At 38.9% G+C, this 23,863-nt stretch carries 26 protein-coding genes; 9 read left to right on the top strand and 17 right to left on the bottom strand.

Translation table 11 applies throughout. The annotated features are described in order from the left end of the window. The first annotated feature begins 39 nt into the window (after window positions 1-39). From MKX73_RS06890 to rbsB, 6 genes are read left to right on the top strand one after another with little or no spacing between them, the layout of a single operon-like run. A complete protein-coding gene (locus MKX73_RS06890; RefSeq protein WP_340716828.1) occupies window positions 40-1,026 on the top strand; it encodes a LacI family DNA-binding transcriptional regulator in 987 nt (328 codons plus the stop codon). After that, complete coding sequence (gene rbsK, locus MKX73_RS06895; protein WP_340716829.1) at window positions 1,023-1,901, top strand: ribokinase; 879 nt, start codon at window positions 1,023-1,025, stop codon at window positions 1,899-1,901. The genes MKX73_RS06890 and rbsK overlap by 4 nt, the downstream gene beginning before the upstream one ends. Continuing rightward, window positions 1,898-2,287 (top strand): D-ribose pyranase, encoded by a 390-nt coding sequence (gene rbsD / locus MKX73_RS06900; RefSeq protein WP_340716830.1) that lies wholly within the window; start codon window positions 1,898-1,900, stop codon window positions 2,285-2,287. The genes rbsK and rbsD overlap by 4 nt, the downstream gene beginning before the upstream one ends. 15 nt (window positions 2,288-2,302) lie before the next feature. Next, window positions 2,303-3,799, top strand: a complete 1,497-nt coding sequence (locus MKX73_RS06905; protein WP_340716831.1) for a sugar ABC transporter ATP-binding protein — start codon at window positions 2,303-2,305, stop codon at window positions 3,797-3,799. Next, the gene (rbsC, locus tag MKX73_RS06910) at window positions 3,786-4,727 is read left to right on the top strand and encodes a ribose ABC transporter permease (protein WP_340716832.1); all 942 of its coding nucleotides are present in this window, start codon (window positions 3,786-3,788) and stop codon (window positions 4,725-4,727) included. The genes MKX73_RS06905 and rbsC overlap by 14 nt, the downstream gene beginning before the upstream one ends. A gap of 15 nt (window positions 4,728-4,742) precedes the next feature. After that, entirely contained in the window at window positions 4,743-5,681 is a 939-nt protein-coding gene (rbsB, locus tag MKX73_RS06915; protein WP_340716833.1) for a ribose ABC transporter substrate-binding protein RbsB, read from the top strand. Window positions 5,682-5,833: 152 nt separating this feature from the next. Here rbsB and rpsR read toward each other — a convergent pair whose 3' ends face one another. The 6 genes from rpsR to MKX73_RS06945 all read right to left on the bottom strand — a co-directional run bounded on the left by rpsR (window position 5,834) and on the right by MKX73_RS06945 (window position 9,547). After that, window positions 5,834-6,073 (bottom strand): 30S ribosomal protein S18, encoded by a 240-nt coding sequence (gene rpsR, locus MKX73_RS06920; RefSeq protein ID WP_191701183.1) that lies wholly within the window; start codon window positions 6,071-6,073, stop codon window positions 5,834-5,836. Between the two features lie 41 nt (window positions 6,074-6,114). Continuing rightward, window positions 6,115-6,672: a single-stranded DNA-binding protein gene (ssb, locus tag MKX73_RS06925; protein ID WP_014822353.1), complete on the bottom strand. Its 558-nt coding sequence runs from the start codon at window positions 6,670-6,672 to the stop codon at window positions 6,115-6,117. Between the two features lie 38 nt (window positions 6,673-6,710). Continuing rightward, window positions 6,711-7,001 (bottom strand): 30S ribosomal protein S6, encoded by a 291-nt coding sequence (rpsF, locus tag MKX73_RS06930; RefSeq protein ID WP_340716834.1) that lies wholly within the window; start codon window positions 6,999-7,001, stop codon window positions 6,711-6,713. Between the two features lie 207 nt (window positions 7,002-7,208). Further along, on the bottom strand, window positions 7,209-8,309 hold the full coding sequence (gene ychF, locus MKX73_RS06935) for a redox-regulated ATPase YchF (protein WP_340716835.1): 1,101 nt from the start codon (window positions 8,307-8,309) through the stop codon (window positions 7,209-7,211). A 128-nt stretch (window positions 8,310-8,437) separates the two neighbouring features. After that, entirely contained in the window at window positions 8,438-8,638 is a 201-nt protein-coding gene (locus MKX73_RS06940; protein ID WP_340716836.1) for a DUF951 domain-containing protein, read from the bottom strand. A 3-nt stretch (window positions 8,639-8,641) separates the two neighbouring features. Continuing rightward, window positions 8,642-9,547, bottom strand: a complete 906-nt coding sequence (locus tag MKX73_RS06945) for a mechanosensitive ion channel family protein (RefSeq protein WP_340716837.1) — start codon at window positions 9,545-9,547, stop codon at window positions 8,642-8,644. Between the two features lie 115 nt (window positions 9,548-9,662). Between MKX73_RS06945 and yyaC the strand changes: the two genes are divergently transcribed. After that, a complete protein-coding gene (gene yyaC / locus MKX73_RS06950) occupies window positions 9,663-10,289 on the top strand; it encodes a spore protease YyaC (protein WP_340716838.1) in 627 nt (208 codons plus the stop codon). Here the strand turns inward: yyaC and MKX73_RS06955 are convergent. From MKX73_RS06955 to rpmH, 11 genes are all read right to left on the bottom strand, one after another. Next, entirely contained in the window at window positions 10,206-10,913 is a 708-nt protein-coding gene (locus MKX73_RS06955) for a DUF554 domain-containing protein (RefSeq protein ID WP_340716839.1), read from the bottom strand. The genes yyaC and MKX73_RS06955 overlap by 84 nt on opposite strands. A gap of 109 nt (window positions 10,914-11,022) precedes the next feature. Beyond that, entirely contained in the window at window positions 11,023-11,868 is an 846-nt protein-coding gene (locus MKX73_RS06960; RefSeq protein ID WP_340716840.1) for a ParB/RepB/Spo0J family partition protein, read from the bottom strand. Next, the gene (locus MKX73_RS06965) at window positions 11,861-12,622 is read right to left on the bottom strand and encodes a ParA family protein (RefSeq protein ID WP_340716841.1); all 762 of its coding nucleotides are present in this window, start codon (window positions 12,620-12,622) and stop codon (window positions 11,861-11,863) included. Before MKX73_RS06965 ends, MKX73_RS06960 begins: the two co-directional genes overlap by 8 nt. 222 nt (window positions 12,623-12,844) lie before the next feature. Continuing rightward, entirely contained in the window at window positions 12,845-13,729 is an 885-nt protein-coding gene (noc, locus tag MKX73_RS06970; protein WP_340716842.1) for a nucleoid occlusion protein, read from the bottom strand. 249 nt (window positions 13,730-13,978) lie between these two features. Then, on the bottom strand, window positions 13,979-14,695 hold the full coding sequence (gene rsmG, locus MKX73_RS06975; protein WP_014822346.1) for a 16S rRNA (guanine(527)-N(7))-methyltransferase RsmG: 717 nt from the start codon (window positions 14,693-14,695) through the stop codon (window positions 13,979-13,981). A 60-nt stretch (window positions 14,696-14,755) separates the two neighbouring features. Beyond that, window positions 14,756-16,645 (bottom strand): tRNA uridine-5-carboxymethylaminomethyl(34) synthesis enzyme MnmG, encoded by a 1,890-nt coding sequence (mnmG, locus tag MKX73_RS06980; protein ID WP_340718862.1) that lies wholly within the window; start codon window positions 16,643-16,645, stop codon window positions 14,756-14,758. 33 nt (window positions 16,646-16,678) lie between these two features. Then, entirely contained in the window at window positions 16,679-18,064 is a 1,386-nt protein-coding gene (gene mnmE, locus MKX73_RS06985) for a tRNA uridine-5-carboxymethylaminomethyl(34) synthesis GTPase MnmE (RefSeq protein WP_340716843.1), read from the bottom strand. A 173-nt stretch (window positions 18,065-18,237) separates the two neighbouring features. Continuing rightward, on the bottom strand, window positions 18,238-19,002 hold the full coding sequence (gene jag / locus MKX73_RS06990) for an RNA-binding cell elongation regulator Jag/EloR (protein ID WP_340716844.1): 765 nt from the start codon (window positions 19,000-19,002) through the stop codon (window positions 18,238-18,240). Then, entirely contained in the window at window positions 19,003-19,785 is a 783-nt protein-coding gene (gene yidC / locus MKX73_RS06995) for a membrane protein insertase YidC (protein ID WP_340716845.1), read from the bottom strand. Window positions 19,786-19,917: 132 nt separating this feature from the next. Continuing rightward, window positions 19,918-20,259, bottom strand: coding sequence for a ribonuclease P protein component (rnpA, locus tag MKX73_RS07000; RefSeq protein ID WP_008408387.1), 342 nt, complete (start codon window positions 20,257-20,259; stop codon window positions 19,918-19,920). Window positions 20,260-20,354: 95 nt separating this feature from the next. Beyond that, window positions 20,355-20,489, bottom strand: a complete 135-nt coding sequence (gene rpmH, locus MKX73_RS07005) for a 50S ribosomal protein L34 (protein WP_008408389.1) — start codon at window positions 20,487-20,489, stop codon at window positions 20,355-20,357. Window positions 20,490-21,176: 687 nt separating this feature from the next. Here rpmH and dnaA point away from each other — a divergent pair. Together dnaA and dnaN are read left to right on the top strand one after the other, a co-directional pair. Continuing rightward, window positions 21,177-22,520: a chromosomal replication initiator protein DnaA gene (gene dnaA / locus MKX73_RS07010; RefSeq protein ID WP_340716846.1), complete on the top strand. Its 1,344-nt coding sequence runs from the start codon at window positions 21,177-21,179 to the stop codon at window positions 22,518-22,520. A 171-nt stretch (window positions 22,521-22,691) separates the two neighbouring features. After that, a complete protein-coding gene (gene dnaN / locus MKX73_RS07015) occupies window positions 22,692-23,828 on the top strand; it encodes a DNA polymerase III subunit beta (protein ID WP_340716847.1) in 1,137 nt (378 codons plus the stop codon). Window positions 23,829-23,863: the final 35 nt, after the last annotated feature.

The raw sequence follows: 23,863 nt of genomic DNA on the forward strand, positions 1-23,863 counted from the left end.
TATGTAACCGGTAACACATTTTGTTTAGGGGGCGGATAGATGGTTAACATTAAAGATGTAGCAAAGGTTGCAAATCTTTCTGTGGCAACAGTATCACGCTACTTAAACCAAAATGGTTATGTCAGTAAAAAATCATCAGAACGTATTGAAAAGGCAATTCTTGAGCTGGATTATAAGCCAAGCAGTGTTGCACGTTCATTAAGTAAAAAACAATCCAATATTATTGGTCTTATTGTTCCGGATATAAAAAATCCATATTTCCCAGAACTGGCGCGTGCAGTGGAAGACATGGCATGGTCCTATGGCTATACAGTTGTTCTTTGTAATTCAGACGACCAGATGGAAAAAGAGCTGTTATATTTAGAGCGTCTGTCACAAACATATGTTGCAGGCTTAATAGTAGCAACAAGCTTACTGGACCCTTCTGTTTATATGTCCATTAATACGCCAATCGTTGCACTTGACCGAATAATCGACGCGACTATCCCGACTGTGGCAACCGATAACCAAAAAGGGGCCAGGATTGGGGCGGAGTACTTATTTAAAAATGGGGCAAGAAATTTACTGTGTATTCGTGGTCCACAAGGTTTAAAAACCGCGGATGACCGCCTTACCGGATTTCTTGAAGCAACGGATGAACAAGGACTGGAGCCAATTATTATCACAACATCATTCGATTTTAAAGTTGCTGCCGAAGCGATTGAACAGACTTTATCAGTAAACCCGCAGATTGAAGGTATTTTTGCAAGCAGTGATACATTAGCCATTGCTGCACTCCATATTGCGCATAAACTTGGTAAGCGCGTACCGGAGGACATGCAAATTGTAGGCTTTGACGGAATTGCACTTGGTGAAATGGTATCACCCCCATTAACAACGGTCGGCCAGGATTTATACAAGATGGGTGCTGCAGCCGCAACAATGTTAATTGAACAGATTGAAGGCAAAGAAATTATACAAACGGTATTAAATATAGATCCACAACTAATTGTGCGAGGGACGACAAGAAAGGAAGCTGCAAAATGATTACGGTAATAGGTAGCATCAATATGGACCTAGTTGTTCAAATGGATGTATTCCCTAAAAAAGGGGAAACTGTTTTAGGAAGCTTATTTACAACGGTTCCAGGCGGTAAAGGTGCAAATCAGGCAGTAGCTGCTGCCCGTCTAGGCAGCCAGGTTAAAATGTTGGGTGCTGTCGGCACAGACAGCTTCGGTACGGAGCTGCGTGCAAACCTTAATGAAGAAAATATAGATACAAGCTTAGTTATAAATACAAATGGTGCTACTGGCATTGCAAATATTTTACTCCACGAATCGGACAACCGCATTGTCGTTGTACCAGGGGCGAACTCTAAAGTAACACCGGAAGAGATTGCTTCAGCAAAAACGGTCATTGAAAACAGTCAGTTAGTAGTAATGCAGCTTGAAATTCCAGTGGAAACGATTGAGTACAGCTTAAAGTTATGCAAAGAACTTCAAGTACCTGTACTATTCAACCCTGCCCCGGCAGCAAACTTCGACATTGAGTGGATGCCTAATATTAAATACTTAACACCAAACGAAACTGAATGTGCCCTGCTCTTTGGAGACGATGTTGAAGCAGCATTGGAAAAATATCCAAATCAGTTAATCGTAACATTAGGTGAAGATGGTGCACGCTACTACGATGGATCAAAACATGTGCACGTAAAAGGATATAAAACAACTGCTGTTGATACAACAGGTGCCGGTGATACATTTAACGGTGCATTCGCACATGCGATTACAAACGGGCAGTCGATTGAAGAAGCGGTATTTTTTGCGAATTTAGCGGCGTCATTATCCGTTGAAAAATTTGGTGCCCAAGGCGGTATGCCAAAATTAGATGAGGTGACTGCTCGAAAGGACGGCGCAAAATGAAGAAACAGGGCATTTTAAATCGCGAATTGGCCGGCATATTTGCACGCTTAGGTCATACAGATAAAATTGTTATTGCCGATTGCGGATTACCGATTCCGGACGGCGTTACATGTATCGATTTAGCATACAAGCTCGGAGAACCTGGATTTATGACAATTTTAGAAGTCGTTCTGGAAGATTTAAAAGTGGAACATTGTTACTTAGCTGAAGAAATCGTAACTGCAAACGAAACAATTCATTCATCTTTATTGAAAATTGTGGAACCGGTTACATATATATCACATGAACAATTCAAAAAGATGTCGAGCGAAGCAAAGGTCATTATTCGTACAGGTGAAATAACACCATACGCCAATATCATGCTACAAAGCGGCGTAATTTTCTAAGGTAGGTGACGGAACATGATTGAAATGAAGGGCATAAAAAAAGCATTCAGTGGCAACGTCGTATTAAATAATGTTGAGTTCACCCTGTTAGATGGGGAAATCCATGCCTTAATGGGTGAAAATGGTGCCGGTAAATCAACGATGATGAAAATTTTGGCCGGTATTTACTCGCGTGACAATGGCGATGTGCTAGTTGATGGTCAGTCGTATACATTTACTTCAGCAAAAGACGCAGAAAACCTAGGCATTCACGTAATTCACCAGGAATTAAACATTTTGCCGCATTTATCTGTAGCAGAAAACCTTTTTTTAGGAAAAGAAAAAACAATCGGTCGTACGGGATTCCTTCGTACGCGCGAAATGAATAAAGAAGCAAAGGCTCTGTTGGCAAAACTCGGTTTGCATATTGATGTACGTCAGCCTGCGGGTTCACTGTCAGTCGGAAAACAACAACTGATCGAAATTGCCAAAGCGATTAATTCGGAAGCGAAGTATATCGTAATGGATGAACCGACCGCTGCCCTTACAGATCGTGAAATTGAAACACTTTTTGAAACGATCCGGGAACTGAAGGCAAAAGGTATTTCGTTCGTTTATATTTCACATCGTATGGAAGAGATTTTTGCAATTTGTGATCGAATTACCATTTTACGTGATGGTGAGTATGTTGGGGTTCGTGAAATTCCAAAAACAACTTTTGATGAAATCGTTAAAATGATGGTCGGGCGTGAGCTTGGTGAACGTTATCCAAGCCGTAATGCAAAGATTGGGGAAGTCGCTTTAGAAGTAAAAGGGCTGACATGTCCTGAACTATGCAAAGATATAAACTTCCAGATCCGTAAAGGGGAAATCCTGGCATTCGCCGGTTTAATGGGAGCAGGCCGTACAGAAGTAGCCCAGGCGATTTTTGGAAACCTTAAAAAATCCAAAGGTGATATTTTTATCCACGGGAAAAAAGCATCGATTAAAAATCCGATTCAGGCAATGAATTACGGGATTGGATTTGTGACGGAAGACCGCAAAACAGAAGGTCTTGTACTGGATTTTTCAATTAAGGAAAATATGTTTTTAACAAATTTAAAAGCAATTGCAAAAAGTGGTTTTATTCAACCACAAGAAGAGCAATTGCATGCTGCTAAATATATTGATCAGCTAAATATACGCTGCAGTGATGCGGCACAGGCTGTCGGCTCATTAAGCGGCGGTAATCAGCAAAAAGTAGTTATCGCAAAGTGGTTAAGTACAAAACCGGATATTTTAATTTTGGACGAGCCTACTCGCGGTGTTGATATCGGTGCAAAAAAGGAAATCTACTCGATTATGAATCAGTTAGCTGAGCAAGGTGTAGCCATTTTAATGATTTCCTCAGAGCTAACGGAAGTGTTAGGTATGGCTGACCGTGTAATGATCATGCACGAAGGACGCCAAACGGCAATTTTAGACAATGTTGACTTAACACAAGAAACTATTATGCATTACGCAACAGGAGGAGAAGAAATTGTTAAAAACTAGCTCGAAAGAAATGTTAGGAAAGCTAGGTCCTCTTTTAGGATTATTTTTGATTGTAATTGTCATTACGATTTTAAATCCAAGCTTTATGACAACAGATAATGTTTTAAATATTTTACGTCAGGTTTCGATTAGTGCACTTATCGCATTTGGTATGACTTTTGTTATTTTAACCGGCGGCATCGATTTGTCGGTCGGTTCGACATTAGCCCTTACAGGTGCCGTAGCTGCCACAATGCTCGCTTCAGGAATAGATCCTGTATTAACAATTCTGGCGGCCTTGTTATTAGGTGCCGTTCTTGGTGCTGTCAATGGTGTCATCATTGCAAAAGGAAAAGTAGCACCATTCATCGCAACATTGGCAACAATGACGATTTACCGCGGTTTAACATTAGTGTATACGGATGGTCGTCCTGTTTCAGATTTAGGAAATGAAATTACATTCCAAATGCTGGGTAAAGGATATTTCTTCGGTATTCCAGTCCCGGTATGTACAATGATTCTCGCTTTCATTGCGTTATATGTAATTATGCATAAAACAACATTCGGACGCCGTGTCTATGCAGTAGGCGGCAATGAATCCGCATCTAAATTATCAGGAATCAATGTAGATCGTGTAAAAATTGCCGTATACTCATTAACAGGTATGTTAGCCGCTTTATCTGCGCTGATTTTAACATCTCGTCTAAACTCTGCACAGCCAACAGCAGGGACATCTTATGAGTTGGATGCAATTGCAGCTGTTGTTTTAGGCGGAACAAGTTTAACGGGCGGTAAAGGCTGGATTTTCGGTACATTAGTAGGTGCCTTGATTATTGGGGTGTTGAATAACGGATTGAACTTAATCGGTGTTTCTTCATTCTTCCAGCAAGTAGTAAAAGGAATTGTAATTTTAATCGCGGTGTTAATCGACCGTAAAAAAACAGCATAGAAGGAGGTCATTAGCGTGAAAAAACATTTAATATTATTAATGGCACTTTTGGCCACGGTGATGCTTGCGGCTTGTTCGGTAAAACCAGGCTTCTCTTTGGAACCTTCTTTCGGAACATCGGCTAAATCAACAGAAAGCAGTAATGATACATTAACAATCGGTATGTCAATTTCAACTTTAAACAATCCTTTCTTCGTAACGCTAAGTGAAAATGCAGAAGCGAAGGCGAAAGAGCTCGGTGTGAAAACAACGATTGTTGATGCGCAGGATAACGCATCCAAGCAAGCTTCCGATATTGAAGATTTAATCCAACAAAACGTTGATCTGATCATCATCAATCCGGTAGATTCAGTTGCTGTTGCAACGGCAGTTGAATCTGCGAATGCTTTAAATATTCCGGTCATCACGGTAGACCGTTCATCTGAAGGTGGCGAAGTTGTATCACATATCGCCTCTGATAACGTAGCTGGCGGAAAGCTGGCTGGAGATTATATTACAGAGCTGGTTGGTGAAGGTGCCAAAGTTGTTGAATTGGAAGGTGTCGCAGGGTCGTCTGCTGCGCGTGATCGCGGACAAGGATTCAATGAGGCTGTCACAGGTATACTAGATGTCGTTGCCAAGCAAACAGCGAACTTTAACCGCTCTGAAGGCTTAACAGTAATGGAGAATATCCTGCAGTCCAACCCGGATATTACAGCCGTATTTGCACATAATGACGAAATGGCATTAGGTGCACAAGAAGCAATTTCGGCTTCAGGTAAGAAGATTGTAGTAGTCGGCTTTGATGCGACTGACGATGCGGTAGCTGCTGTAAAAGCAGGAAGTTTAGCCGCAACGGTTGCACAAAAACCTGATGAAATCGGAAAAATTGCAATGGAAACAGCGATTGCTTATTTAAACGGTGAAATGGTTGAAGAAGTAATTCCGGTCAATCTTGAACTAATTACAAAATAATAACGCAACGGCCTTTAAATAGGCTATTGCCCTTATCAGGCTGTCACGAGTAATCTTGTGGCAGCCTTTTTTATATGGAACTGTATAAACCTCGTACAATAAAAAAAGTACAGCAGAGGCCGAATAAGCCTATGCTGTACTTTTAAGAAAAATTATTTTTCTTCAGCTACGAATGGTAATAATGCCATAATACGTGAAACTTTGATTGCGTTTGTAAGTTTACGTTGGTATTTAGCAGAAGTACCAGTTACGCGACGTGGTAAAATTTTACCGCGCTCAGAGATGAATTTCTTTAAAAGATCTACATCTTTGTAGTCGATGTGCGTAATGTTATTTGAAGTGAAGTAGCAAACTTTACGGCGTTTGCGGCCTCCGCGACGTGGTGCCATTATCGTGTTCCTCCTTTTAATTTTTAATTATAGATGTGAAGCTCTTAGAACGGTAAATCGTCTTCCGAAACTTCAATCGGTCCTTTGCTGTTAGCAAATGGATCTTCATCTACACGTGTATAATTTTGCTGATTTTGGGCTGGCTGTTGATAAGAACCGTAAGAATCCTGTGATTGCGCGCCCCCAAATTGTTGGTTAGGCTGATTATAAGATGGCTGACCACCATAATTTTGCCCACCGCTATATTGTTGGCTTGGTGCACCTTGTGATGCATTAGCTCCTCCACGTGGTTCTAGGAACTGCACTGAATCAGCAACGACATCTGTAGTATACACACGCTTTCCATCTTGTCCTTCAAAGCTACCTGTTTGAATACGACCCTCTACACCAATCAAACTTCCTTTTCTCATGAAGTTTGCCAAGTTTTCAGCTTGTTTTCTCCAGGCGATACAGCCTATGAAATCTGCTTCGCGTTCACCCGACTGGCTCGAAAATGTACGGTTTACGGCAATCGTAAAACGTGCCATTGGAACTCCACTCGGTGTGTAACGAAGCTCTGGATCCTTTGTAAGCCTTCCGACTAATACGACACGGTTAATCATCAATGCGCCCTCCTTTTTTCAGCATTTAAGTTTAAAAATTATTTTTCTTCTTCGCGTACTGCGATGTGACGGATGATGTCTTCGCTGATGTTAGCTAGACGAGTATACTCGTTGATAGCTTCAGTACCAGCGTTAACTTTCACGATTTGGTAGAAACCTTCGCGGAAGTCATTGATTTCGTAAGCTAAACGACGCTTACCCCAATCTTTTGCTTCTGTGATCTCTGCACCATTTGAAGTTAAGATTTCTTGGAAACGCTCTACTAAAGCTTTCTTCGCTTCTTCTTCAATGTTTGGGCGGATGATGTACATTAATTCGTACTTTCTCATTGTGTTTGCACCTCCTTATGGACTTGGGCTCTCCTACTAAATAGGGAGCAAGGAGTAAGTAACTTCTATTACTCACATCAATGAATTGTATCATAGTTGTTATCTCTATGCAACTGGCTGTACCTTTTAATATTAATGAAATAGATTATTTTCTATATAAATAAACGCTTTGTGAGGATAAATTTCTACTCACAAAGCGTCTGCTAATTATACGTTAAATAAGAATTCCATTACGTCGCCGTCTTGTACTACATATTCTTTACCTTCAGCGCGCACTCGACCTGCTTCTTTTGCAGCCGGCTTTGAACCGTACTCTACTAAATCCGTAAATGCTACTGTTTCAGCACGGATAAAACCGCGTTCAAAATCAGTATGAATAATACCGGCACATTGTGGTGCTTTCATACCTTTACGGAATGTCCATGCACGAACTTCCTGTACACCAGCTGTAAAGTAAGTAGCTAAACCTAACAGGCTGTATGAAGCCTTAATCAATTGGTCTAAACCTGATTCAGCAATTCCTAGTTCAGCTAAAAATTCCTTTTTCTCATCGTCTTCCAACTCAGAGATTTCTTCTTCAATTTTCGCACAAACAGTGATTACTTGTGCGCCCTCTGCTGCTGCGTATTCTTGTACCATTTTTACATACTTGTTTTCAGATGGATCCGCTACCTCATCCTCAGAAACGTTCGCAACATAAAGCATCGGTTTAATCGTTAATAGGTGTAAACCTTTGATTACTTTTTTCTCATCATCTGAAAGGTCTGCCGCACGAGCAGGTTTTTCAGCTTCCAATACTTCTTTAAGTTTTTGAAGAATCGGCTCTTCCACCATTGCTTCTTTATCTTTTTGTTTTGCCATTTTTGCTACACGTGCAATACGTTTATCCACTGATTCCATATCCGCTAAAATTAACTCTAAATTAATAACTTCAATGTCATCGATCGGGTTAACTGTACCCGAAACATGTGTAATATTTTCATCTTCAAAACAACGAACAACTTGGCAAATTGCATCTACTTCACGAATATGGGCAAGGAATTTGTTTCCTAAACCTTCACCAGTAGAAGCACCTTTTACGATACCAGCGATATCTGTAAATTCAAAAGTTGTCGGAACTGTTTTCTTTGGTACTACTAATTCTGTTAATTTGTCTAAACGCTCATCCGGAACAGTTACGCTGCCAACGTTCGGTTCGATTGTTGCGAACGGATAGTTAGCCGCAAGAGCGCCTGCTTTTGTAATTGCGTTGAATAAAGTCGATTTCCCTACGTTAGGTAAACCAACAATACCAGCTGTTAATGCCATATTGACACAACCTTTCTATGTTCAGTTCATTTAAATTTATTATTAATTATTTTATGGATTTTTCTGTCCATTAAATTTTACAACCTTGTCTATTATATTGATTGCGGGCACAAAAGTCTATTTTGCTTTTAGACTTCTTCTGCCTGGCGTAAAATTTTCTTCATTTTCTTATCAAACTCGCGGCGTGGAATCATAACGCTATGTCCGCAGCCCTCACATTTTATGCGAATATCGGCACCTAATCGAATTACTTTCCATTCGTTTGTGCCACAAGGATGTTGTTTTTTCATTTCCACAACGTCATTTAGAGCGTACTGCTTTGCTTCCATCTATTATTCTCCTCCCTGATTTCGCTCATAAAACATCATTTTCGGTACAGCAAGAGGAATACCGTTGCGTGTTAGGATGTCGATTACATCTTTCCGAATAATACGTGCTATTGAATATTGCTGTAATGGTAATGTTTCTATTGTAATAGCAATTGTCGCTTCTGTGCTTGTCGTATTTGTGACACCTAAAAAGACAGGAGCAGAAACAAGTTCCTCATATTTTTCCGGTAACGTATCCAAATAGTTTTGTATAACCATCTGCACTTTTTCAATATTTGCATCGAGCGAAATTTGCATATTTATCGTAGCTTTTGAGTTATTGATTGAATAATTGATGACATCTACAATACTGCCGTTTGGAATAATAAACTGTTCTCCTGTTACTCCCTTAACTTTTGTTGTACGAAGACCGATTTCCATAACGGTACCTTCTGCCGTATTGATTTTCACAAAATCCCCTACACCAAACTGATCCTCTAAAATAATGAAAAATCCTGTAATGACATCCTTCACTAAGTTTTGCGCACCAAAGGCGATCGCCACAGAAGCAATCCCGGCCCCTGCAAGTAATCCAGCTACTTGTATATTCATGGCCGATAAAATCCCCATAATGGCAGAGAAGTACACTAAATAGCTTAGAACGCTTTGCAGCAGCTTTACAATTGTAAGGTGCCGGCGTTCATTCGTTCTTACGCGCAGCATAAACACACGGTGAATTACCTTTTTACCGATAAAAACAACAACATAAGAAATAACGATAATCGCCAGAATTTTTGCGCTGGCTATAATAATAGCATCCCAAAATTCAGCACTTGTGACATAATCCCAGAGCCTTGTCGTATAGTGTGCTAGTCCTTTTAAATCCGTTTCGGAAAATTCCTCTAAATCTAATTTCAAATCTTCTTCCAAATTTACCACCTCTTGTATAACAAACTTTAAAATTGAATATACTGCATAAATATATCGTATTTCAGCTTATTTCTCGAGTAATCTACTTAAATCAGAAAATTAAAGGAGTGATAATATGACACAAGCCTGTCCTCAAAATTATAGTGTCCATTATGAGCAGACGAGCGCAGTTTGGGAGCTGAGCGAAATCTTTCTAAAAACGATTCCGTTTGACCATGAAGAACTTATTTTTTGCTGTATCGGTACAGACCGGTCTACAGGTGATGCATTAGGACCAATTATCGGCAGCCAGCTGCACCAAACTTTTTCATTTCCGTTTCCGGTCATCGGAACATTGCAGGCACCGCTTCATGCACTCAATATAGTAGAGCGTTATGAACAGCTTATTAATGAAAAAGAACAACCTTTTATTATTGCGATTGATGCTTGTTTAGGTGAATCAAATGCGATTGGTTCTATTCTAATCCAACAGGGTCCTCTTTATCCCGGGAAAGCTGTGAAAAAAGAGTTGCCCCCTATCGGCAACATTTCTGTTAAAGGAATTGTTAATGTAGGAGGCTTTATGGAGGCTAAAGTATTACAAAATACAAGATTGCATGTTACGTATTCTATGAGCGATAAAATTGTTCGGGCACTTGTTTTAGCATGGCAGCGCCATCTATTGAAACGGAAAAATAATAGCAACGAGTATCCCAACCATCAAAATCGCTGGCAGCAGATTGGCTATACGGATTTTCGTTAATCCGGCAATATTCAAACCGATTGCCATAATCATAATACCGCCTGTTGCCGTCATTTCTGTGATGAACAGGTCCAGTGCTTCGCCAGGAATATATGTACTGATAACACCCGCAAATAGGGCAATTGTTCCTTGATATAAAAGTACAGGAACCGCCGATAGTAAGACACCGATCCCTAAAGTTGAACTTAATATAATCGACATAAATCCATCGATAATCCCTTTAGTGATGAGGATATTGTGATCGTTGCGCAAGCCGCTATCGAGAGCACCGAGAATTCCCATTGAGCCGATAACAAAAATGAGCGTTGCGGTTACAAATCCCTCTGCAATCGTTCCTTTTTGTGCACGCTTTCCAAAAAGGGACTCAATCCATCGACCTAAGCGATTAAATTTCTCTTCAAGATCGAGCCATTCGCCGATGACCGCACCAATGATCAAGCTCACAATAAGAAGAATAAAATTCGTACTCTCCAATCCCATTTGAATTCCTAACAGTGCAACAACTAAACCGATAATGGATAGCACTGTCTGCTGCATGGATTCCGGAATATTTTTAAAAATACGGCCAACCAATGCACCGATAATGATGAATAATGCATTTAACAGAGAACCTAGTAATACCATGAAATTTCCTCTTTCTATTTGCTGTGTGACAAATCCAATTTTATATATTAATCTTTTTATATTATAACTGTTCATAAAAAAAGTGCTGAAACTTTTTGTTCAGCACTTTTTATTGTTGTTCCATATTTAATATTTCAAGAATGCGGTGCAAATCATCATCCGAATAAAATTCAATTTCAATTTTACCTTTGTTCTTAGCTTTTTTGATTTGTACTTGTGTTCCAAAATAGTCACGTAACTGGGACTCTGTTGCCTGTGTATGAATATCTTTTTTCGTCGGTTTTGTTTCACGTGAAACGGCCTCATTTAAATCTTGGATATACTTCTCCAACTGACGAACATTAAGGTGGTCCTTTATTACTTTATGCGCCACTTCAGGTATACGTCGTTTATTTTTTAATCCAAGCAATGCACGGCCATGCCCCATTGTCAGTTTTCCTTCGTTGACAAGGTCTCTTATGTCTTCCGGTAACTGCAACAGACGGATCAAGTTGGCAATATGCGGACGGCTTTTTCCTAATCTTTTCGCTAAATCGTCTTGGGTGAAATTCAGTTTCACAATTAAACTGTTGTATGCTTCTGCCTCTTCAATTGGAGTTAAATCTTCACGCTGCAAGTTTTCCAATATGGCAACTTCCATCATTTGCTGCTCATTAAAGTCTTTTACAATGACAGGTACTTCTGTTAAACCTGCACTGACAGCCGCACGATAACGACGTTCACCTGCTACAATTTCATATTTCCTGGCATTTTTGCGGACAACAATCGGTTGAATAATACCATGTTCAATAATAGAACTGGCTAATTCTTCAATTGCAGTTTCATCAAAGATTTTACGTGGCTGAAATGGATTTGCTGAAATTTTTCCGACTGCAATTTGCTGTACCTGATCTTCTTTATGTACGGCCTCTTCACGAAAAAGCGCATCAATTCCTTTACCTAAACCTCTAACCATTTTTAATCACTTCCCTTGCAAACTCTAAGTAAATTTCTGCTCCGCGTGATTTTGCATCATATAAAATTACCGGTTTACCATGGCTCGGTGCCTCACTTAACCGGACATTACGAGGAATGATCGAGCGATATACTTTATCCTGGAAATAGCGTTTTACTTCATCAATTACTTGAAGCCCTAAATTCGTGCGGGCATCGAGCATTGTGAGCAACACGCCATCAATCATTAACTCCTTGTTCAAATGCTTTTGGACAAGGCGGACTGTTGAAAGCAACTGGCTTAACCCTTCTAATGCATAATATTCACATTGGACCGGGATAATCAGTGCATCCGAGGCAGTCAATGCATTGATTGTTAATAAACCAAGAGATGGCGGACAATCAATAATAATGAAATCGAAATTATTTTTAATTTCCTGCAAAGATTTTTTCAGTCGAACTTCACGGGAAATTGTGGACACAAGTTCAATTTCAGCACCTGCCAATGATATTGTAGCAGGAACAATATATAAATTTTCTACATCCGTTTGTTGAATGACGTCTTTAATATCTTCATCATTAATCAATACATCATATACACAGCTTTCCAAGTCACCTTTTCGAACACCTAATCCGCTTGAAGCGTTACCTTGTGGGTCGATATCGATTATTAATACTTTCTTTCCTAAAATAGCTAAACATGCACTTAAGTTAACAGAGGTCGTCGTTTTTCCTACGCCACCTTTTTGATTGGCTATCGCAATAATACGTCCCAATACCCGCACCTGCTTTCATCACTTCAATTTAGGTATATTTTTAAAGTCTAAAAATCTCGGCTTACTAAATCTTCCTTTTATAATACTATTTCTTTTATCTTAACAAAAAATGTTAGAAAACGATGCTATGAAACTAAATTTATTTCAAAAAAACTTGCTGTTCCTACTAATCTACTAAAAAAACTGCCTAGAAAGTCGTTATCTTTCGGGCAGTTCAATAATTTATTTTTTCTTTGGAATCTTTACAGTGATTTGGTAGTAATCGTCTGTATCTTCTTCCTCCGTTTTTACATTTATTCCACTTTTCGTCACCATCGATAACGACTGCTTGATTGTATTAAGGGCAATACGCACATCTTTGCTAATCGCTTTTCTGCTTGGTTTACGTTTTTTTATCTCTGGCTCATCGGGATTTAGAATTTTTTGAATTTGCTCTTCAAGCTGTCTAACATTCCAATCAAACTCTTTCGTCGCTGCAATGAGCTGCATTTGTAATTGCTCATCCTTGACTACAATTAAAGCCCGGGCATGACGTTCCGAAATTTCACGATTCAAAATAGCATCCTGAACAAATTGAGGCAACTTTAATAAACGCAATTTATTAGCAACTGTTGATTGTCCTTTACCAAGACGTTGTGCAAGCGCTTCTTGTGTAAGCTGATGCAATCCTAATAACTTTTGATAAGCAAGCGCTTCTTCAATTGCTGTTAATTCCTCACGTTGAAGGTTTTCAATCAGGGCAATAGACGCCGTTTCTCGATCATTTAAATTGCGTACAATAGCAGGCACTTCTACCCATTGTAGAGATTTCATCGCTCGATAACGTCGCTCACCGGCAATTATTTCATATTTATCCGGGTCATTATCCATTGGACGAATCACAATTGGTTGAATGACGCCATGTGTATGAATTGTTCTTGCTAATTCTTCAATCTTCTCATCATCAAAAACTGTACGTGGCTGATAACGGTTCGGAATGATTTTGTCTATTGGAATTTTAACTACTTCTTCTGAAGCCATCGAGATATTCTCTATTACTTCTACTTCACTTTTTACTTCAGGCTCTTTGCTCCCGCCTCCGAAAAAACGTGAAAAAGTACTTTTCATCCGTGTGGCACCACCTTTAGGAAACTGTCTACCTCATATACAATATTATTTCTGATTCATTCAAAAATGTACAGTGTTCAATGAATAGTAATTTACGAGAAAGACAGATTTCGCCTAAAAAAGGACAAAATAGTGTCTTTACCCATTTGTATTTCAAAATAAACTTATATTTTTCTATCCACTAAAAAAACATAAATATAAATATATATGCAGCAAAAGACGGATATATTTCAAATTTTGTTAATTTTTTTATTTAATCGGTGTTTTATTAGGAACACCTGGTTTACGCGGGTATTTTTTTGGTGTTGATTTTACTTTATCAAATACATAAAGTGAACGTTCGCTTTCCTCTACCGGTAAATGGAATGCAAACTCCTCTATTAATTTTCCGCCTAATGTAGAGATAGCCTTTGTCGCATCTTTTAATTCTTCTGCTCCTGCTGCAGCCTTTAATGCAACAAAATAACCGCCTTCTTTTGCTAAAGGAATACATAGCTCTGACAATACAGAAAGACGTGCTACCGCGCGCGCTGTGACTACATCGAATTTTTCACGGTATGCTGCATTTTGGCCAAACTCTTCTGCACGTGCATGGACAAACGTCATATGATCCAAGTTTAACTCATTTGTTAAATGATTTAAAAATGTAATTCGTTTATTTAGCGAGTCGACAATCGTAATTTGCAAATGCGGGAAGCAAATTTTAATCGGGATACTTGGGAAGCCTGCACCTGCACCAACATCACAAACCGTTGTCACTTTTGTAAAATCAAAATAAAATGACGCACTGATTGAATCATAGAAGTGCTTTAAATAAACACCTTCCAAATCCGTAATCGCCGTTAAGTTCATCTTTTCATTCCACTCGACCAAAAGTTCAAAATATTTTTTAAACTGCGCAATCTGGTGTTCTGAAAGCTCGATACCCTTTTCCTTCAATGCTTCGATAAACTGCTTTTCGTTCATAAAATGACTCCTCCATATTAAAGAATGAGCGCCTTTTTTGGATAAAGACGCTCACATCATTCAGTTCGTAGTTACTTTCGCAATTTTACCTTGCTCAATATAGACAAGTAAAATTGAAACATCTGCAGGGTTTACACCTGAAATACGCGATGCTTGAGCAATTGAAAGCGGCTGAACACTTTTAAGCTTCATACGCGCTTCGGTCGCCAAGCTTGGGATAGCATCATAATCGATATTTTCAGGTATTTTCTTATCTTCAAGCTTCTTCATTTTCTCTACTTGCTGAAGTGCTTTTTGAATATACCCTTCATATTTTAATTGAATTTCAATCTGTTCTTTTACATCCCCTGTAAGTTCCACTTCTGGTGGAATTAGGGAGGCAACTAAATCATACGTCATTTCAGTACGTTTTAAAAGGTCTGCTCCGCGGATACCATCTTTTAGTTCTGCTCCGCCAGCATTGCGGATGACCTCCTGTGTCGTCGCATTCGGCTTGATGATAATTTCACGCAGACGGGCGATTTCCTGTTCAATCTGTGCTTTTTTCTCTTGGAACTTCGCGTAACGATCTTCCGTTATCATCCCTGCTTTATAACCGATTTCCGTTAAACGTAAATCTGCATTATCGTGACGTAATAGAAGACGGTACTCTGCACGGGAAGTTAATAAACGGTAAGGTTCATTCGTACCTTTTGTAACCAGGTCATCAATTAAAACACCGATATAAGCATCTGAACGGTCTAAAATGATTTCTTCACGGCCCAAAACTTTTGCTGCGGCATTCATTCCTGCCATTAAGCCTTGCCCTGCTGCTTCTTCATAGCCTGAAGTACCGTTAATTTGACCTGCTGTATAAAGACCTTGGATTTTTTTCGTTTCTAATGTTGGCCATAATTGTGTAGGAATCACTGAATCATACTCAATCGCATAGCCTGCACGCATCATTTCGGCATTTTCCAAACCAGGGATCGATGCGATTAATTTCTTCTGAACATGCTCCGGTAAGCTTGTTGATAAACCTTGGACATATACTTCACGTGTATTGCGTCCTTCAGGCTCCAGGAAAATCTGGTGACGCGGTTTGTCATTAAAGCGCGTTACTTTATCTTCAATTGATGGGCAGTAACGTGGACCTGTCCCTTTGATCATCCCTGAAAACATTGGAGACAAATGCAGGTTCTCCTCAATTGTACGATGTGTTTCTTCTGTTGTATAAGTTAACCAGCAAGGAAGCTGATCCATAATATATTCTGTTGTTTCAAAACTGAATGCACGGGGTACATCATCACCAGGCTGAATTTCCGTTTTTGAGTAATCAATTGTACGGTTGTTTACACGCGGTGGTGTACCTGTTTTAAAACGAATTAAATCAAATCCTAATTCTTTTAGGTTATCCGCTAATTTGATCGATGGCTGCTGGTTGTTTGGACCAGAAGAATATTTCAGATTTCCTAAAATAATTTCCCCGCGTAAAAACGTACCAGTTGTAATAATGACAGCCGGTGCACGGTAAATTGCTCCAACTTGTGTAATGACACCTTTTACTTCGCCATCCTCTACAATTAGTTCATCGACCATCGCCTGATGAATTTGAAGGTTTTCTTCTTCTTCCAAAACCCGTTTCATCTCATGCTGATATTGGAATTTATCCGCTTGTGCACGTAAAGCGCGTACTGCTGGACCTTTTCCGGTATTTAACATGCGCATTTGAATATGTGTTTTATCGATAATGCGTCCCATTAAACCGCCAAGTGCATCAATTTCACGAACAACGATTCCTTTTGCAGGTCCGCCGACTGAAGGATTACATGGCATAAACGCAATCATATCTAAGTTAATTGTAAGCATGAGTGTTTTAGCACCCATTTTCGCAGCTGCATATGCAGATTCCACACCCGCATGTCCTGCACCAACAACGATTACGTCAAAATTACCTGCTTCGTATTGTATTGACATGTTGTTCTTCCTCTCTATTATTCCGATTTATTTCCCTAAACAGAACTGCGAGAATAGCTGATTAATCAAGCTTTCCTGTACAGTATCTCCAATAATTTCACCAAGAATCTCCCATGTACGTGTCACATCGATTTGAATCATATCGACAGGTACACCTGATTCAGCTGCAGCAAGCGCATCTTCAATTACCTGTTGTGCTTGATGCAATAACGCAATATGCCGCGCATTTGATACATATGTTAAATCATTCGCTTCCACTTGCCCTTCAAAGAACAATGCTGCAATTGCTTCTTCCAGCTCAATTACACCTTCTTCTTTCAATAACGAAGTCGTTACGACACGATGTTTCCCAGCTAATTCATGAACACGGTTTAAATCGATTTTACGTTCGATATCTGTCTTGTTGACAACGACAATATAATCCATCGCCTGAATCGTTTCAAAAAGGCGTTCATCTTCTTCTGTAAGCTCTTCTCCGTAGTTTAATACAAGCAATATTAAATCAGCATCTTTTAATGCCTCTCTAGAACGCTCAACACCAATTCGTTCAACGATATCTTCCGTTTCCCGAATACCTGCTGTATCAACTAGACGTAAAGGAACTCCGCGAACATTTACGTATTCTTCAATAATATCACGAGTTGTGCCTGCAATGTCGGTTACAATCGCTTTATTTTCCTGCACTAAACTATTTAAAAGAGATGATTTGCCTACGTTCGGACGTCCTAAAATAACGGTAGATAAACCTTCACGCAAAATTTTACCTTGAGATGATGTTTGAAGTAATTTAATAATTTCTTCGCGTACCCAACCGCATTTTTCAAGAAGTACAGGAATCGTCATTTCTTCCACATCGTCATATTCCGGATAATCAATGTTTACTTCCACCTGTGCCAGCGTCTCTAATAATGCCTGGCGTAAAGATGTAATAAGACGTGAAAGCTTTCCATCCATCTGGCCGAGCGCAACATTCATTGCACGGTCTGTTTTCGCACGGATTAAATCCATTACCGCTTCTGCCTGTGACAAGTCGATACGGCCATTTAAAAATGCACGCTTCGTAAATTCTCCAGGCTCTGCTAAACGTGCACCGTAGCGTAATACAAGCTGCAGTACTCGGTTGACAGATACAATACCGCCATGACAATTGATCTCGACAACATCTTCACGCGTAAATGTTTTAGGTCCGCGCATTAAGCTCATCATAACTTCCTCTACCACTTCATCGGTTTTCGGGTCGATTAAATGTCCGTAGTGGATAGTATGTGTCGCAACTTCCGTCAAACGTTTATGATTTGGTGATTTAAATATTTTATCTGCAATCGCTACCGCCTCATCGCCGCTTAGACGAACAATCGCAATAGCTCCTTCTCCCATCGGAGTGGAAATCGCAGCAATCGTATCGAATTCCATTTATATCCTCCTATTTCAGTGTTATCCACATGTGGATAAATCACATCCGTGCTATACTAACTAACAATTTAGACTAACATATTTTTATTAAAATCTAAAGTAATGTAGATTTGAATCCATTTTTCATTAAAAAACGACCTATCCAGAAGAATAGGTCGAAATATGTCTGTATATTATTTTACTGGCTCAATGACTAAATATCGATTTGGTTCGACACCTTCCGAGTGCGTTTCGATATCTATTCGATTCGCCAAAGCATTATGAATAATTTTTCTTTCATAAGATGCCATTGGTTCAAATGATACGGGTTTTCGTGTTCGAATGGCCTTGTCAGCCATGCGTAATGCCAGCTGTTCAAGTGCTGCTTGGCGTCGTTCACGATAATCTTCCACATCCATTTGTAAAATCATAAACGATTTGGCTGTTTTATTAAGAATCAGCTGGGTTAAATGCTGAAGCGCATTTAATGTAAGACCACGCTTTCCAATTAATAACGCTGCTTTCTCGCTCGATAACTTAAATGAAACATGTTTACCATCTGCTTCATGATCAATTGTTAAATCTGTAATTCCCATTCCTAAAGCAATATTCGTTAAATACTGTTTTGCCTCTTCAATAGGATCCACTTGTTGTTGTTCATGGTGAATTGGTTGATCTTCATTAGCTGGAACCGGATCCTGCTCGATTGTTTTTTCGGCAATTGCCGGCTCTTCCACAACAGATGCAGAATCTGAAGTCTTCTCTTGATCCACTTGCTGCTGAACAATTTCCTTTACAGTGACACGAACTTCAGCATTTCGTGCTCCAAAACCTAAAAATCCTTTTTTACCCTCTTGTAAAACTTCCACATCAACTTGTTCACGAGTATGGCCAAGCTTTTGTAACGCTAATGAGATCGCTTCTTCTACTGTTGCGCCTATTTGCGTAGTTTGTTTCACTTATTTCGCCCCTTTAGCATCGGTAGCATCCGGTTTATTTTTATTCCAAGGTTTGTAAATAACAAGGTTTTGTAATACAGATACAAAGTTTCCGACTACCCAATATAATGATAATGCGGCAGGTAAAATAATACCGAAACCAACAATCATTAATGGCATGATGTACATCATAATTTTCATTTGCGGGTTATCCACTGCTGGTCCAGTCATTAATACTACATACTGGATAAGACCTGCGATAACAGCAAATACAATACTTGGCTCCGCTAATGGAACCGATAAAAACGTCCCTAGTTCAAATGCAGCCGGTGTTGCATTCATACGGCTAATCGCATGATAGAAACCGATTAGGATCGGCATTTGGATAAGAATCGGTAAACATCCAGCTAACGGGTTAACACCAGAAGTCTGCATTAACTGCATCATTTCCTGCTGGTATTTTTGCTGAGTTGCCGCGTCTTTTGAGCTGTATTTCGCTTGCAGCTCTTTTAACTTCGGTTGCATTTCCTGCATTTTTTTAGAACTTTTTACTTGTTTGATAGTTAAAGGCAGAATGATTAGACGAATAATAACAGTTACGATAATAATTGCAAATGCATAATTCGCAGCATTACCTTCAAACATATCAGCAAAAAGCTTAATAAATGATACTAATGGCCAAACAATATATTCATTCCAAAAGCCTTCACTTTCAGATGAAATTGGTTGGTCAAATTCTGTACAGCCTGACAGCAGTAATACTACTGAAACAAGTGACAGCATTATCCATAGATTTTTCTTCAACCTTCTTCCTCCTAAAGCAAACCTATTCAATTTTTATGACAATATTTTACCATGTGCGGACGTTCGTACACTACTAATTGTTCTGTAAATTCAAAGTTTAGAGCAATGAATGATAAACAATTAATTGTGGAACTATCCTTTATATACTCTTGCAACCTTTAAAACATGCTGCAAGCTTTTTTTGGTTTCGTGAAAATCCAGTGTGGCCGCCTGCGTTCTGGCGATAATAACATAATCCATATCTTGTTTAACTTCATCTTTTAATTCCAGAAAAGCTTGGCGAATATAGCGCTTCACTTGAACCCGAGTGACAGCATTTCCTACTTTTTTGCTCACTGATAAGCCAATACGAAACGCCTGTTGTTCTTCCTTTTTCAAGCAATATACAACAAATTGGCGATTCGCAAACGACTTACCTTTTTTAAACACCTTTTGAAAATCTTCATTTTTCTTTATACGTTGGCGTTTATTCATGATCCATTCACCTGCTCCATCTAATCATTGGTACTTTTTTTGCTCATTCAACAACGATAAAAGAAAAAAAAGACCACTGATGTGGCTCAGTGGACTTATGCTGATAATACTTTTCTTCCTTTTTTACGACGGCGAGCTAATACGTTACGGCCGTTTTTAGTGCTCATACGAGCGCGGAAACCGTGAACTTTAGAGTGCTTACGTTTTTTAGGTTGGTACGTGCGTTTCATTTATATACACCTCCTGAATTCGAGCGTTACTATATCTATCTCTACATACAGACCATGATATTATATAAAGAATGAAACCTATTTGTCAATGCTTCAATTTTATTTTTCTCTTTTTCCTTATAAACCTCATATAATCCCTCTGCTGATCTACGCTGACACTTATCCACAATTTTTAAAATTAATTTAAGTTTATGCTGTGAATAGTATTTTTGCCTTTAAAAATTATCCACAACCGTTATCTACAGGTTTTTCACATATAACAAACCTGTGGACAACTGTTATGTATATAACATATGATTATGTGGATAAGATCGTTTAAGTATTGAAATACCTAACTTTATTTGATACGATAACTGTGTTTTACTTTGTGGAATTCTTTTCTGGGAAATATATTATCCACAATTGTTGATAATCTGTGGACAAAGATTTCCCCTACTCTAGAACAACCTTTATCCACAACTTGTGGTTATGTGTATGAACTCCTTTTTAATTATAAAATATATATTTTATAGCTCTGTTTCCTATTAACCATCTAACAGAGCCTTTCTTTTTTCGTCAGCAAGAAAGTTTGCATTTGTAAGGAAATTCACATAAAAAGAGACTCTCAACTAATTTTTGTTAGTATGAGCTTTGTCATTTAAATATACGAATCGAATGTGAAATGAATTAATGAAAGGAAGAAAGAGCTTGGAACATTTAGAAAACCTATGGAATGCCGTCCTTGCCCAAGCTGAACAGAAAATCTCGAAACCGAGCTTTGATACTTGGCTGAAATCAACAAAACTTCTTGCGCATAGTGGCACAAAAGTGACGATTTCCGCGCCTAACTCTTTTGCCCGCGATTGGCTTGAACAATACTACATCCATATGATTACAGGAATATTAAACGAGTTAACTGGAGAGGATCTAGTCATTAATTTTGTTGTCCAGAAAGATCAGGCTGCAGATGACTTTGAACTTCCGCCCCCAATTACTCAGGCAAAATCAAGTGAACACCATGACATTACCCCAGGTATGCTCAATCCAAAGTACACATTTGATACATTCGTTATTGGTTCAGGTAACCGCTTTGCCCATGCAGCGAGCTTGGCTGTAGCAGAAGCGCCTGCCAAAGCTTACAACCCGTTCTTTATTTATGGGGGGGTAGGTTTAGGAAAAACTCACTTAATGCATGCAATTGGACATTATGTAAAAGAACATAATCCGACAGCAAATGTTGTCTATTTATCATCCGAAAAATTCACAAATGAGTTCATTAACTCAATCCGTGATAATAAAACAATCGATTTTCGCAATAAATACCGAAATGTTGATGTACTGCTAATAGATGATATTCAATTTTTAGCTGGTAAGGAATCGACACAAGAGGAATTCTTCCATACATTCAATACACTGCATGAAGAATCGAAGCAGATTGTCATCTCAAGTGACCGCCCTCCAAAGGAAATTCCAACTTTAGAGGATCGTTTGCGTTCACGATTTGAATGGGGACTGATTACTGATATTGCACCGCCTGATTTAGAAACGCGTATTGCAATTTTACGTAAAAAGGCGAAAGCGGATGGACTTGATATTCCGAATGAAGTCATGCTGTATATTGCCAACCAGGTTGATACGAATATTCGTGAACTTGAAGGGGCATTAATCCGAGTTGTGGCTTACTCTTCTTTAGTAAATATGGATGTTTCGCCTGAACTTGCTGCTGAAGCTTTAAAGGATATTATGCCGAATTCCAAACCGCGCATGATTTCTATTTTAGATATTCAAACTGCAACAGGAGAACATTACAATATACGCCTGGAAGATTTTAAAGCAAAGCGCCGGACAAAGTCGATTGCTTATCCACGCCAGGTTGCAATGTATTTATCTCGTGAGTTGACAGATTACTCATTACCCAAAATTGGTGAAGAATTTGGGGGACGTGATCATACTACAGTAATCCATGCCCATGAAAAGATCTCTTCTTTACTTAAAACAGATCAGCAGCTTCAGCAGGATATTAAACAAATTCGTAGTATGTTAGGTAAATAAACTCTGTGTATAACTTTATCTTTTTCACACAAGACTATTCACAAGTTATCAACATGTGGATAGCGCTCTCTACTTGATCAAAATAGGGGTTATCCACAAATTCACAGGCCCTATTACTATATCTATTAATATCTTTAAATAAATAATTAATTATATAAGAGAGGTAAACTAATGAAATTTACTATTTTACGTGATCGTCTTTTAGCAGGATTAAACGATGTAATGAAAGCTGTAAGTTCTAAAACGACGATTCCCATTTTAACGGGGATTAAAATCGATGTTACAAACGAAGGTATGACGTTAACTGGTAGTGATGCAGACATTACAATCCAGACATTCATTCCTGTAGAAGAAAATGGCGAACAAATTATGGATATTACACAAACAGGCTCTATTGTGCTGCAAGCTCGTATGTACAATGAAATTATCCGTAAATTGCCTACTAATGAAGTTGAAATCGAAATTACAAACGGCTATGCAACTATCATTCGTTCAGGTAAATCAGAGTTCCATCTTATTGGCTCAGATGCTACCGAATATCCACAGTTGCCTGAAATTGCTGCAGACCGACAATTTACGATTCCGACAGATTTATTGAAATCAGTTATTAGAGAAACTGTATTTGCTGTAGCGACATCGGAAAGCCGTCCGGTGTTGACAGGTGTAAACTGGAAAGTTGAAGGTGATGCATTAATATGCGTTGCGACGGATAGTCACCGTTTAGCGCGTCGTAAAGTAAATCTTGAAAATTTACCAAATGACATTACTTCAGTCGTAATTCCGGGGAAAAGCTTAAATGAATTGAACAAAATTTTAGAAGACACAAATAATCCTGTACAAATCGTACTGACAAACCAGCATGTCTTATTTAAAACAGATGATGTTCTATTCTTCTCTCGTCTGTTAGAAGGCAATTATCCGGACACATCACGTTTAATTCCGGAAGAGTTTAAAACAATGATTACGATTAACGGAAAATCTTTATTGCAGGCAATTGACCGTGCTTCACTTTTAGCTCGTGAAGACCGCAACAATGTTGTTCGTTTTGAAACACTGGAAAATCAGACAGTCGAAATTTCATCGAACTCACCTGAGATCGGTAAAGTTGAAGAGCAGATCCAAGTGGAAAATCTGGAAGGCGAATCATTAAAGATTTCATTTAGTGCGAAATATATGATGGAAGCCTTAAAAGCGATTGATGGACAAGATGTAGTAATTGAATTTACAGGTGCAATGCGCCCGTTCATCCTACGTTCTGTTGCAGATGATGCAATATTACAGCTGATTTTACCTGTACGTACTTACTAAAATTAAATAAAAATTTGAAAAGGAATGGTCTTAAC

It is taken from the genome of Solibacillus sp. FSL W7-1436 (genome assembly GCF_038007305.1).
In the GTDB taxonomy this organism is placed as follows: Bacteria; Bacillota; Bacilli; order Bacillales_A; family Planococcaceae; genus Solibacillus.